Annotated in this window: 11 protein-coding genes; all 11 read right to left on the bottom strand. The window is 39.5% G+C overall.

Going from position 1 to position 12965, the window contains the following annotated elements; genetic code table 11:
- Positions 1 to 54: 54 nt before the first annotated feature.
- Positions 55 to 1479 carry a TolC family protein gene (locus tag C900_RS16855; protein ID WP_083867511.1) on the bottom strand — a complete coding sequence of 475 codons (1425 nt, stop codon included), beginning with the start codon at positions 1477 to 1479 and terminating at the stop codon, positions 55 to 57.
- Between the two features lie 185 nt (positions 1480 to 1664).
- Positions 1665 to 4832 (bottom strand): efflux RND transporter permease subunit, encoded by a 3168-nt coding sequence (locus C900_RS16850; RefSeq protein WP_009581294.1) that lies wholly within the window; start codon positions 4830 to 4832, stop codon positions 1665 to 1667.
- Between the two features lie 58 nt (positions 4833 to 4890).
- On the bottom strand, positions 4891 to 6057 hold the full coding sequence (locus C900_RS16845; protein ID WP_040496964.1) for an efflux RND transporter periplasmic adaptor subunit: 1167 nt from the start codon (positions 6055 to 6057) through the stop codon (positions 4891 to 4893).
- Between the two features lie 69 nt (positions 6058 to 6126).
- The gene (locus C900_RS30265; protein ID WP_009581292.1) at positions 6127 to 6294 is read right to left on the bottom strand and encodes a hypothetical protein; all 168 of its coding nucleotides are present in this window, start codon (positions 6292 to 6294) and stop codon (positions 6127 to 6129) included.
- 225 nt (positions 6295 to 6519) lie between these two features.
- The gene (locus C900_RS16840) at positions 6520 to 7902 is read right to left on the bottom strand and encodes a sensor histidine kinase (RefSeq protein ID WP_009581291.1); all 1383 of its coding nucleotides are present in this window, start codon (positions 7900 to 7902) and stop codon (positions 6520 to 6522) included.
- A 7-nt stretch (positions 7903 to 7909) separates the two neighbouring features.
- Positions 7910 to 8596, bottom strand: a complete 687-nt coding sequence (locus C900_RS16835; protein ID WP_009581290.1) for a response regulator transcription factor — start codon at positions 8594 to 8596, stop codon at positions 7910 to 7912.
- A gap of 1235 nt (positions 8597 to 9831) precedes the next feature.
- The gene (locus C900_RS28585; protein WP_009581288.1) at positions 9832 to 10431 is read right to left on the bottom strand and encodes an HNH endonuclease; all 600 of its coding nucleotides are present in this window, start codon (positions 10429 to 10431) and stop codon (positions 9832 to 9834) included.
- Between the two features lie 63 nt (positions 10432 to 10494).
- Positions 10495 to 10761, bottom strand: coding sequence for a hypothetical protein (locus tag C900_RS30405; RefSeq protein WP_009581287.1), 267 nt, complete (start codon positions 10759 to 10761; stop codon positions 10495 to 10497).
- A 50-nt stretch (positions 10762 to 10811) separates the two neighbouring features.
- Positions 10812 to 11399 (bottom strand): nucleotidyl transferase AbiEii/AbiGii toxin family protein, encoded by a 588-nt coding sequence (locus C900_RS30400; protein ID WP_009581286.1) that lies wholly within the window; start codon positions 11397 to 11399, stop codon positions 10812 to 10814.
- Complete coding sequence (locus tag C900_RS16815; RefSeq protein WP_040496963.1) at positions 11383 to 12162, bottom strand: type IV toxin-antitoxin system AbiEi family antitoxin; 780 nt, start codon at positions 12160 to 12162, stop codon at positions 11383 to 11385. The genes C900_RS30400 and C900_RS16815 overlap by 17 nt, the downstream gene beginning before the upstream one ends.
- A gap of 230 nt (positions 12163 to 12392) precedes the next feature.
- Positions 12393 to 12965, bottom strand: a complete 573-nt coding sequence (locus tag C900_RS16810) for a hypothetical protein (RefSeq protein WP_009581284.1) — start codon at positions 12963 to 12965, stop codon at positions 12393 to 12395.

Raw genomic sequence — 12965 nt, 5'->3', positions numbered from 1 at the left:
AGCCCGAGCTTATGCCCAAGCTTAACTTTTGCAGGGAAGGAGAAGATCATAATCTCATCGCCAACCCCCACCTAAGACTTTATACATGTTAATTCTCGATTGGAAAAGCCTCTGTTTCATTTCAATTAATTCCATTCTGGCTTCCAATGCATTTTGCTGGGTTAACAATACCTCCAGGTAAGAAGCACGACCCGTTTTAAAAAGTTCGGATGATGTCTCGATTGAGTTGGTGAGAATATCAACTTCCTGGTTTTTAAGTTTATATTGCTCTTTAAGATTTTCGAAATTAGCTAACTCAGTACTCACTTCAGTATAAGCCACTAAAATAACCTTTTGGTAGTTGTACAATGCCTCTAATTGCACAGCATTGGCATAGTGGAATTCAGATTTTATTGCCGATCTGTTCAAAATCGGTGCACTTAAATTACCAAAAAGGTTAAAAGCTATTGATTGGGGAAACTGAAAAAGCAGATCCGGTTTAAATGCATTATATCCTGCACCTGCTGATAATCCTATTGTAGGATAAAAAGCAGCCCTGGCGGCTCGCACATCGGCTTTTGATGCTTCAAGCTCTTTCTCTGCCTGTTTAATATCAGGTCTGTTCAGCAATAGCTGTGCAGGTTGTCCGGGCGATAGACTAACAGAGAATACATCTTCCAGATCACCACTATTTCTTTCAATGGATGTATTGTATCTGCCGGTGAGGTAGTTGATCAGGTTCTCAGTAGCATTAATCTCTTGCAGTATTTCTCTCTCCATACCTTTTACTTTTAGCAACTGCACCTCAAATTGTTGCACTGCCAAAGCATTGGCCCTACCTGCTTCCTTTTGCACCCTTACAATATCCAGCGCCCCTTCCTGAACCTTTATGGTCTCCTGTATTGCTTCAAGCTGATGATCAAGTGAAACGAGCTGATAGTATGCTGCGGCTATGTCAGCGACCAGGTTTGAAGTCACCAGATGTTTTCCTTCAATTGAAGCTAAAAATCGTGATATTGCTGCTTTTTTTCTATTTTTCAGCTTTCCCCATACATCTGCTTCCCATGTGGTTTGTAAACCCAGATAATAATCAGTGTAAGTTGGGTTGAGAGGATCTCCGGAAATAAAAGTTCCGCCCTCATTGCCGGCCCAGTTTACTGAGTTTTCTGCCGTGCGTGCCTGCCCTCCCCAACCTTCTATACTTAAATTTGGCATTCGCAGCCCCCTTCTATACATAACATCAGCTCTAGCCATCTCCAAACGCTGCAACCCCATATTCAGGTCAGGATTATGACGTAGTGCGGAGTCAATTAACGCTACCAATTCAGGGGTATCAAAGAATTCAACCCAGGTGTCGTTTGCTAAATTGGTGGAATCATTATTATAGGAGTAGGTATCCGGTAGTGGCAATACCTGATCCTGCACTACTTTTGACGTCTTGCATGATGTTATGCTAAAAGCAACAACTATTGCAACAGCACTAAATTGTCTATATTTCATGTGTATCTATTTAGTATTGAGTATTGAGATAGTTCGAAGACCGCAGTCGGAAGGCCAAAGTGCATCATTGAATACGCTCAAATATTACTCACCCTTTTTTTGCCAACCGCCGGCTATTCATCCTGCCTGTCCCGATCACTATATCACTATCGGGATATGACTAAAATTTATGCTCATGTCATGAGTTATTTCGCAACTACATATTCTGTGGGAATTGAATTTCCGGTCTGCACCGGCTTTTTCTTATCACGAAGGCTGGCAAAAACAAAATAAAGCCCCGGAATCAGCAAAACTCCTATAAGTGTTCCAAATACCATTCCTCCGGCAGCGGCGGCACCGATGGTTTTGTTACCTATGGAACCAGCTCCTGATGCGAAAACAAGAGGTATGAGTCCCGCGGTAAAGGCAAATGATGTCATAAGGATAGGTCTTAATCGTTCGGTAGCCCCTTCGATGGCTGCTTTTAAAGGCGTTAGGCCTTCGCGCTGTCTTTGGAGGGCAAATTCAACGACCAGGATGGCATTCTTACCTAACATACCAATGAGCATCACCATGGCCACCTGTGCATAGATATTATTCTCAAGATTTAATACCCACAACAAAAAGAATGCACCGAATATCCCCACGGGTAGTGAAAGGATCACTGATAATGGTAAAAGAAAACTTTCATACTGCGCGCACAGTAAGAGGTATACAAACAGCAGACAGATCAGGAAAATCCATACGGCCTGGTCTCCTGTGGCTACCTCGTCATAGGTCATTCCGGCCCATGCAATATCATAGCCACGGGGCAATTTTTCTGCTGCCACTCTTTGAATTGCAGCAATGGCGCTTCCACTACTATACCCCTGCGCTGGCTCTCCGTTTATTTCAGCAGAAGTATACATATTATATCTTGTTATCTGCTCGGGGCCCAATACCTTCTCGATTTCCATAAAAGAGGCATAGGGTACCATCTCTCCCGCCTTATTCTTAACATAGAGCTTAAGAATGTCTTCAGGCTGAGCCCTGTAGCCGGGGTGCGCCTGCACCATTACCCTGTAGGTTTTTCCATAACGGATAAAATCAGATGCCCATTCACCCCCTAACAGCGTTTGAAGAGTAGTCATCGCATTATTAACAGATACTCCTTGTTTTGCAGCCCTATCATAATCCACACGTAATAAATATTGAGGATAATTATTATCAAAAAGCGAAAATGCGCTTTCTATTTCGGGTTGTTTTCTAAGCTCATCTACAAAGTCTCTCATCACTGACTCCATTTTATGAAGGTCATCACTACCGGTTTTGTCAAGGAATCGCAATTCAAACCCACCGGCATTACCATAGCCGGGAACAGCAGGTGGTGGCAGGAAATCTATATTTGCATCCTTAATATGCCTCGTTCCTTCACGCAGGAGCTCTGCTACTTCATCTACAGTCTCCTTGCGCTCACTCCAGTTCTTAAGATTTATTAAAACCGTACCATAAGGTGCACCCGTACCGTCAGAGAAAATATTGGTACCAGCAAGGGTTGAAACAGACTGAACCGCATCAAGAGAATTGGCCACATCTTGTATGGCATCAACCACCTCCTGAGTACGCTCAACTGTCGCACCCGGAGGGGCCAGAACATTGGCATATAAGATCCCCTGGTCCTCATTAGGTATAAAACCCGTGGGTATTATACTGCTGAATTGAAATGTAACAAGGCAAAAAATGATCAATGCACCGTAGGTTACTGCCCTCCGGTTAATTATGAGCTCTATTATTCGGCGGTATTTATCTGCAAGGGCGTTGTATCGCCTGTTAAAGCCGCTAATAAACTTATCTATGAAGTTTTTCTTTCTTTGTCTGCCATTTTCATGGTGAGGGTTCTTTAACAAAATTGCACATAAGGCTGGTGTAAGCGTGAGAGCAACCACACCCGACAGGATAATAGATATTGCCAGCGTAATAGAAAATTGACGATAAAAAACACCGACCGGTCCTGACATAAAGGCCATTGGGATATAAACTGCTGACATCACCAGTGTAATAGCTACGATCGCACCCGTTATCTTCTTCATGGAATTGCGTGTAGCCGTTAAAGCATTCACCCCCTTAGCTTCCATCTCGGCATGTACCGCTTCTACTACAACAATGGCATTATCTACTACGATACCAATTGCCAGCACCAGGGCAAAAAGAGTGATCATATTAATGGAAAAGCCAAAAAGCTGCATAAAGAAAAAGGTGCCTATGAGTGATACCGGCACCGCGATCGCAGGGATCAAAGTGGATCTGACATCTCCCAAAAAAATGAATACTACCAACGAAACCAAAAGGAATGCTTCAAGAAAGGTTTTCAATACCTGCGCCATAGAGGCAGACAAGAATCTTGAAACATCATAACCAAATGAATAGTCCATTCCCGGCAGAAAGGTCTTTTCCTTCAGCTCCTCCATTTTACTTTTGATATTCTCGATTACCTCCTGGGCATTTGTTCCCGGTAGCTGTTTTATAATAATAGCTGCTGATGGTTTTCCATCTAACTTGGCATATGTATCATAATAGGCAGTGCTGAATTCTATATCAGCCACATCACCTAACCTTAGGATCAGCCCATCCGATGTGGCTCTTATAGGTATTTTTTTATACTCCTCTTCCTCTGTAAACCTGCCCGTGTATTTGAGGATATATTGCATAGACTGCGAGTCCTTCATAGAGCTTTCACCTACTTTTCCGGGAGCAGCTTCGATATTCTGTTCCTGAAGGGCTTCAATTACTTCATCTACGGAAAGTTTATAAGCTGAAAGCCTGTCTGGTTTGAGCCACACTCTTATGGCATATTCCCGTTGACCTAAAATGTCTATGAACCCTACACCCTTTATCCTTCTCAGCTCTTCCAGAACATTAATATGGACGAAATTGTGTATAAACTTTTCATCCATGGATTCATCTGAGCTGGAGATGTTCAGGTATAGCAATATACTATTTACCTCCTTGGACACTTTAACGCCATAGAGCCTCACTTCCTCTGGCAGCTTGCCGATCACTGAAGCTACCCTGTTCTGCACGTTCACGGCAGCGATATCTGCGTCAGTACCGGTTTCAAACGCAATACGAATAATACTGGTACCATCGTTTCCAGCATCGGAAGACATGTATTTCATGCCCGGAACACCATTAAGAGCCATTTCCAAGGGGCGAATAACGGCTTTAACCGATGTTTCAGCATTCGCTCCCGCATACTCTGCAGTAACACCAACCACTGGTGGCGCGATCTCAGGAAACTGGGCAACAGGTAGTTGGATAATGGCCAGCGCCCCCATAATGGTGAGCATCAGTGATATTACAATTGATAATACCGGTCGTTGAATGAATTTATCCATTTTTTTTTACTGGATACCCACTATTGGGTATAGATTTAAGTTCTGGAATTAGAGGAATTTAATTTTTTGAGAAAGCCAGGTTCTCATCATTCTTATGGGCAGATTGCAAAAAATTTACGACTTCAGTCTCCACCTTCAGCCCATCATATACATGTTGCAGCCCTTTGAAAATGATCTTATCATTCTTACTAAGCCCTTCATTTATTACATATAGACGCGGTAGCCTGTAGGCAGGAGTTATTTTTTTTCTTTCTATAATGTTGTTATCATTTACCGCAAAAACATACATGATGTCCTGTGCTTCCATAGTAGCCGCCTGTGGTATGACCAGCGCATTTTCCAAAAGAGTGTTTATCCGCACTTTTCCTGTAGCGCCATGTATAAGCCTTCCTGTCGGATTAGGAAAGGAAGCCCGAAAGGTTATTGTTCCGGTAGCGTGATCCACAGCATTATCTAATGTTTCGATCGCTCCTGGCTGAGGATATACCTTCTGGTCTGCCTGAATGAGGTTTACCTGATCATTTGATTTTTGCTCCTTGTCAAATATTTGTAGGTACTCCCGTTCGGAAACATTGAAATAAGCATAAATGGTGCTATTGTCTGATATTGTAGTTAGTAGTGCTCCCTCCTCTTCAAGGCTCCCCACTTTATTGGGTATCCTGCCTATGGTACCATTAAAAGGCGCCCTAATTTCAGCATATGACACCTGTAACTTTGCGCTTTTCTCATGAGATCGCGCTTCATCAACTTTAGCTTTTAACGCATCTATTTTTGCTTGCGCCAGGTTCAATTGAGTTACTGATTCTATATTTTTATCAACCAGCTCTTTAGTACTCTGCCACTCCACTTCAGCAGCCTTTAACTCAGCCATGGCACTGTTAGATGCCGATGTAGCTTTTAAAAGCTCCGTCTCATATTCACTTTTGCTTATGCTGAATAATAGTTGTCCCTTTTGCACTTTTTGCCCCTCATCAACGTGAATGGCTTCAAGGAATCCTCTGATGCGAGAACGTATTTCAACGTGCCGGGCAGCATGAAGAGTGGCTATGTAATCCCTGGAAAAGGCGGTATCAATGACCGCAGGATGAACCACTTCAAATGTATCTACTGTTTTGTTATCCACTAAACTTTCTTCAGTATCTACAGTAAAAAAAACAGAATAGAGGGAAACCAGTAATACCGGAACCCCTAAACTTAATATTGCTATTGATTTTTTCGTTTTCATATTTTTTAACACGAATATAGTTTTAGGTGATTAAGAAGATTTAAGAAAAAGATTAGAGGGATATTAGAATTACCACCTGCGGATGGTCCTTAAATTCCTTACCCACTGTTTCAGTTGCAATCGTTCTGCCCCTTGGAGTTGTAAGAAAGCCTTCTTGTATTCTTTAGCAAAAAGGATCGTATCAAAACTGACTTTTTCAAGAATGGTTTTGCTGTATTCTAAAAGTGAAAGGCTCATATCAAAAATGTTTTATCGTTCTATAAGCATAAACGATCAGCTTTTTAGTAAATGTTAAGAAAATGATTAGAGAAAGATTAGAATTCCCTCAAAGGTGAAAATTTATGAATAGATACAGAAGGATTAGATTACCACCCTCTTTTGACATAATAACAGGCAAGCAAAAAGGTTATAAAAGCACGAAGAATTCAATCCTATCGAAATAATACGGTCTGGTAATGAACTTTAGTCGGCTGATGTTGCGGAAACAGGAAGTTTGACAGTAACCGTAGTTCCTTCATTTATGGCTGATTTTACATGTAGGGAGCCTTTATGCATTCTAAGAATTTTATGGGCCAGTGTTAATCCTATTCCAAAACCATTAATTCCTCTCGCATTTTCAGCCCGGTATAAAGGCTCGCTTATCGTTTGCAGGTCATTCTCAGGGATACCAATACCAGAATCTATAATGGTAATCATTATATGTGATGACTCATGGTGAAGCTGAACAATCACAGGTTGATTATTGGAAAATTTGCAGGCATTATCCATTATATTGGTAATAGATACTGTTAGTAAACTGGAACTACCATTTACAACTAAATTATGTTGGTCTTCTGGTAAGTTGCTGAAGTCGAGCCGAATACGATTTGCCGGATATACTTTGTTGAAATAACCTTTTACCTGAATCAACAACTCATCGATCCTTATGGGTTCGATCAGTTGTTCTCCTGAAACATTTCCAGCCTGAGCGAGTTGTAGTAAGCTATTGATTAAAATTTCCAAACGATGAGCTTCGTTTTCAATAGACGCCAGAGCTGCAATATATTCTTCAACATGCCGCTTCTTCTTTAACACTATTTCAGCTTCTCCTAAAATAACCGCCAATGGATTTTTCAATTCATGTGATGCATTATTAATAAAGGTCTTCTGAAGATCGAAAGTGCTCTCAAGTCTGTCAAGCATATTATTGAATGTTCTTGCCAGTTCCCCCAATTCATCTTTATTATTTTCTATTGGCAACCTTAAATGAAGATTTGTGGCCGTTATAGAATTTACACTATTGGTAATTTTGGTAATGGGCTCTAAAACTTTACCCGAATAATATCTGCCAATTATATAAAGGGAAAGTATAGTAAAAAGAAATGACACTATTAATACTTGCGCCAGGTTATTCATTTTGGCCTCCCCATAAATATTATCCGCTGAGGAGATCACAATAAAATCACCTTGGTTATCAAAATATAATATTCCTGAATAGTATGTATTTTCTATTTTTAGACTTCCTTCTTTATCTTTTAATATTTTATAAAGAAAGCTCTTCGGAAGCTCCGAAAACAGCGTATCATGTAAAATCACCGATTCCTGAAGATTTACCCTAAAAACAGCCTCTCTTTCATTAGGCAGTATTTGAGAGTGTTTTTTTCTTACCTCATCATATATAATTGAACTCAGCTCATCCTTTTCAAGGTAGATCTGTGCCACAATTTTTGCCCGGCCATTAAGCCTGTCGAAAAATTCCGATTTGGTGTAAGTATTGGAAAACAGATAAATAAGAATGAACAACGCTAACAATAAAACACCGGTCAGCACAACATAGATCAGGGTTATTTTCTTTCGGATCTTCATCTTCTTTTTACTCCTCCTTCATTGTATATCCCATGCCAAAAACTGTATGAATAAGTTTTGAACTGAAACCCTTATCGATTTTATTCCTTAAATAATTCACATAAACGTCTACCACATTTGTACCCAGATCAAAATTTATGTCCCATACATTCTCAAGCAAGTCTATTCGGGAAAGTACTTTCCCTTTGTTTCGAAGAAAATATTCGAGGAGTCTATATTCCGTTGAAGTCAATTTTATTGGCTTACCGGATCTTTTAGCCGTTTTCGCATTTCTATCCAAGGTTAGGTCTGCAATACCTAAGGTATCATTTTCCTCCATTTCAAATTTGTCTCTTCGTCTCAGCAAAGCCCTGATTCTAGCCAGAAGCTCCTTCAGCTTAAAGGGTTTGGTCAGATAATCATCTGCGCCACTATCCAGTCCGGTAACAATATTTTCTGTTGAACCCAAAGCGGTTAGTATCAGGATAGGTGAAGACGAGTACTTGTGTGTCTTAATTTTCCGGCATAGCTCAATACCATTTTCACCTGGAAGTATGATATCCAGAATAATCAGGTCGGTACCGATTTGTGAAAGTAATTGAATAGCAGAAAAACTATCATATGCCAGTGTGACCTGATACCCCTCTTCTTCCAGCCCCTTTTTTATAAATGATGCCACACTTGGTTCATCTTCAACAAGTAAAATGTGCTTCATTTTGATTAATCCTTAATAGGTATGAATGATAGTATATTATATAATTTTTAAGATACTAAGTAAGAATGGTCGGTACATAATATTAGTATTGATATTAGTACTGAGTATTAAAACAAGAGTATCTCATTTTATCGTTCGTATTGCCGCCATTCTACTCAATATTCACCACTAAGTTACTCATGACTCTCTTTTGTTTTGAGTATTGAGACAGCCCGAAGGCTAAGGTCGGAGACTCACGACTAGATACACAATACTTTCCTTGCCCGCTGCCGATAGGCTTTGAACGTTTGCCTGAAACTAACAGCTTGAGGCTCTACTGCCAACTGCCGACTGTTCATACCCTGTTACAATTGCTATAATCACTATCAGGGCCTGTACAATCTCATTAGGCGGACTTATGGTTATTCATATAAATTAATTCGTGTCTCTAAGAAAACGCCTATGTCCGCGTTACGCTCGTTCCAAAAATGCTCTCGCACCACTTAGAGTTTTCTTATAGACACTAATTCATCACTTAAAAGTTCTATTAACTAAAGTATTAAGGAAAGAAAAATTTAAGCAGTGCAAGCATCAAACCTGTGACTAAAATGATCATAAGAATGGCCAACCTCAGTTTGTAAGGATTTCTAAACATCCACTAATGTTAAAAATCCTCATAGAAAATTTAAAAGAAAGTACATTAAAAAAGTATTAGAATTTCTTGCACAGAAGACTCAGTGATCCCGCAGACACTAATAGTAGAAAAAAAGCCTGAGGTGATCAACTCAGGCTTTCCTTGCAGAGGAGGAGGGAGTTTTTTTATCCTTTGTAACAACCTCACCCCCAACCGCTTACATATATTCCAAGGTTTTGGTACCATTATGGGTGAGTTGATCCGGGTATCCACCTTAAATGAGGGTGTTTTTTCAAGGGGGCGGATCGAGGAGATATACCACCAGCTCACACCCCTTTTTATGCGGGGATATATGCCCTCCATTTCCAGGAAGTCCACAATAGGTTGCTCGTTCAACTGCTGTATGTTCACCTCAACTTATTATTGATACTGGATAAAATTAGCACTTCTCTATTTAGATAACGATGTAGTGGACAAAAGGCTAAGGAAACTATTCTACAGGCAGGCATTCAAGCAATTGATAAATCCCATCTTTATCGCCAGTATAATGATGTAAATGAGTGGCTGCTGAAGAACTTTAAAAAGTTTAAAAATCAGATAAAGCGATAGGAGGCATACATAGCTACCGATCTACTAACCCGGAACGCTTCTTCTCATGAACTTCGTCATGGCATTTCTTGCACAACGACACCAAATCCTCCAAAGGTTCATCAAAAAGGTTGTTATAGGTTTTGTGGTGAACTTCTTCTGCTGGCCTCTCCTTACACTCCTGGCACAGGTAATGATCACGTTCCAGAACTAGCTTACGTTTTTTTCTCCATTCATCTGAGGCAATATAGGAGTGATATTTGTAATACCTGGAATTCACCAGATTGTAGTGCTTCCTATCTTCAGCCAAGCATGCACCTTCGTTGTTTCTTGCATACTTCCAAGCCTCAAAAGCGCTGATGGAAAATTCATTCCTGATTTTTTCACCATAAATTTTTGAGCTCAGGGGTTTGCTTCTATTGGTTGATCCACCACAGTTTGTACATTGCCAGTACAGGAAAAATTGACCGGAGCTTTTATGATCAATGGTCACTATTAGGTAAGGTTTTCTGCAGCACTTCTCAATTCTTTTAAATTCCCAATAGCCACAATTGCCGCACTCGTAAATATCATGATATAAATAAATAGTGTTTACTAAGATAAATGAATCAGTACATTTAAGACACTTTTGCATAGGCTACATTTAAAAAAGCTTTGACTTTAATACTAACGTGGTTGAAACCAGTAGTTATGATGACTATTCCAAAGTACCTAGGAATTCTTTAAGACGATTTACATGCTGATCGTATTTTTCCGGATTGTTATCTTTTAGTCGCTGTAGGTTCAATAATTTCCATCTAATCGAAGGGTATTGTTCATAGGAGTAAATAGACCAATCTGGTTGTAGTCCTTTAAACCCTATTAAGAAATCCTTATCCTTTTGCGTTAGGGAATTTTGCACCAGCCCAATTAACTTTTCTCTCGTATCTTCATAATTTTCATAAGTGAAAGGCTCTAAGGTCATACCCTCAAATTGGTTTAAAAGGGCATCCTTTTGATCTAACCGATGGGGATTCAATATTTCATAAATGGGTCTTTCGCTCCCAGGATACAGAAGATAAATCCGGCTATTAGTTCACCTGAAAATCCTTCATTTTCCAATAAATATTTAACGTCAAACAAGTCTCTAGGGTGTTGACGATCAAGGGCAGCACATATCTTCCCTCCGTATAGTTGCTGCACGGGAACCATCTTCATTTCCACAAATACATCGAATTCTTCTTGTGCACTTTCGCACAATATTGCTGTTTCCGGCTTTTTATAAGTACCACGGCCAACAAGGTTGATTTCCAACTTTATTAAGGCATTTTCTTTAGAAATAAAGAGTTTTCCAACGTCTATTTTAGGTTCAATGGATATTCCTTCTATAGTTGATTCCAGCCTTGTCTGTATTCTTTTTAATATCGCTGCAATATTCTTTAATGAGGTATCCCGATCCTCTATGGGAAGATAGGTAAGATCTACATCCACAGATAAGCGGGGCATGTTACGGACAAAAAGGTTTATGGCCGTACCACCATGCAATGCTATATCATCTTCCTCAGCAATAAAAGGAAGTACATCCAATAATAGACTTACCTGCCTTTTATATGCCTCGTTCATCTTTTTTTTTTAGTTCTTTGGGTAATGTTATTTGATATTTTTGATCAAACACTCCATTTGGCACTATACTTCGTTTGCCTTTACCTAAATCGACACTTTCGGTGTTTATATATCGGAACCATTGGTGAGCGGCTTTTTCCGCCATAAAAAGAAACAATCTTTTCACTTTTATGGAATTACAGTTTTCAAGCAGTTGCTGTACACTGTTGGGTCGTAGATTATTCAGACCTTCCATTATTTCATAGCATTCCATCAGGGGTTGTTTTTCAGGTGCGAGATACAGGCATTCCATGATAGCTCTGGCGGGTGTAGAAATTTTAAGTTTATAGGCACCAAAGTCAAAATCAGTTACACCTATGTCTACTGGTAAAAAATCACTTTGGGTCAAGCTGTACTTATCTTTCCATTGATCCCTGAACCATTTGGGCGGGTTTTCTTTTAAAGGCCCGAACAATGATGTTCTTGAAGCATTTAATTTTAGGTAATGTGCTTTTCCTTGTAAGCCCAATGCTGACTTCGCTCCGATATGTATATGCATTCCCAATTGGTGCTGTAAGGCAAAAAGGGCCCCTTCTAATGGAATGTCATCGCCGGTTCTTTTCATCGCTCCAGAACCTATTGATTCAAGCCAATTACTTTTCTTGTACTGCTTCTGTAAGTCAAGACTATAGCCTCTTTCAACCAACCAGGAGCTGGTGAATATAGTACCGTATGGCTGCGATCTCAAAAGTTGGTTTATTTTGGATGACTTTTCCGTATTCATAATACCAAAATACAGATTTATTTAAACCAAAGATTGCATTTAGTTTAAAAATTTCCAATTTTCAGTATTATAAATACTGACTTGATTATTTTTTTAAACAAAAAATGTGATACACAATAAGATATTACAACCAAAGATCATTTCTCATTTATACGTCCCGTTCAAAGATGTGAATAACAGCTTTGCTTAATGATCTCAAAAAAATCAAAAAAAAATGTGACTTTCCAGAATCAATTTTGGGGATTTTTGATTTTCCCCTTTTCTTTAAGATAACGAATTAGTATCTCTCCTGGTGAGACCTGGGCCTTATACTTTATTTCTTCAGTATCATCGAGAATTTTTATTTTTTCGGAACCAATATACTCTCCAATTCCCTCAATCAGAACAGCATACTTTTCAAGAATAAGAGTTTTATAAATTTTCCATTGGTCATTCTCTTTGGCTTGAATATCGATTTTGATCCTACTTAGAATATTTTTCTCATCAAATTCAATATCATTGACTTCTTCCTGAATCTCAACCAAATGCGAAATGTTTATCATTAGATTATTTAGGGCAGAATCAATTCTATAGCTATAGGGGCGTTGCCAATGTGATTTTCTATCGTATTCCCAATTTTCACTTTCTATCCATTCATTGAGTATATCCCGTGGCAGTTTATACTTCCGGCAAATAAATCCTCGCGGCTTCCCTTCAAAAACAAAGTCAGAATGGCACACATGCTTCAAAGATTCCCATGTCCATTCAATATTATCTAAAACCACACTTCCATCAGGATCATAAACTATTTTGGGTTTGGCCAT

It is taken from the genome of Fulvivirga imtechensis AK7, from assembly GCF_000331535.1.
In the GTDB taxonomy this organism is placed as follows: domain Bacteria; phylum Bacteroidota; class Bacteroidia; order Cytophagales; family Cyclobacteriaceae; genus Fulvivirga; species Fulvivirga imtechensis.
This window is presented reverse-complemented; position numbering and strand designations above follow the sequence as displayed.

Excerpts from the sequence above, each read along its gene's own strand:
- C900_RS16855 (WP_083867511.1), bottom strand. The coding sequence starts at position 1,479 with ATGAAATATAGACAATTTAGTGCTGTTGCAATAGTTGTTGCTTTTAGC.
- C900_RS16850 (WP_009581294.1), bottom strand. The coding sequence starts at position 4,832 with ATGGATAAATTCATTCAACGACCGGTATTATCAATTGTAATATCACTG.
- C900_RS16845 (WP_040496964.1), bottom strand. The coding sequence starts at position 6,057 with ATGAAAACGAAAAAATCAATAGCAATATTAAGTTTAGGGGTTCCGGTA.
- C900_RS30265 (WP_009581292.1), bottom strand. The coding sequence starts at position 6,294 with ATGAGCCTTTCACTTTTAGAATACAGCAAAACCATTCTTGAAAAAGTC.
- C900_RS16840 (WP_009581291.1), bottom strand. The coding sequence starts at position 7,902 with ATGAAGATCCGAAAGAAAATAACCCTGATCTATGTTGTGCTGACCGGT.
- C900_RS16835 (WP_009581290.1), bottom strand. The coding sequence starts at position 8,596 with ATGAAGCACATTTTACTTGTTGAAGATGAACCAAGTGTGGCATCATTT.
- C900_RS28585 (WP_009581288.1), bottom strand. The coding sequence starts at position 10,431 with ATGCAAAAGTGTCTTAAATGTACTGATTCATTTATCTTAGTAAACACT.
- C900_RS30405 (WP_009581287.1), bottom strand. The coding sequence starts at position 10,761 with ATGACCTTAGAGCCTTTCACTTATGAAAATTATGAAGATACGAGAGAA.
- C900_RS30400 (WP_009581286.1), bottom strand. The coding sequence starts at position 11,399 with ATGAACGAGGCATATAAAAGGCAGGTAAGTCTATTATTGGATGTACTT.
- C900_RS16815 (WP_040496963.1), bottom strand. The coding sequence starts at position 12,162 with ATGAATACGGAAAAGTCATCCAAAATAAACCAACTTTTGAGATCGCAG.
- C900_RS16810 (WP_009581284.1), bottom strand. The coding sequence starts at position 12,965 with ATGGCCAAACCCAAAATAGTTTATGATCCTGATGGAAGTGTGGTTTTA.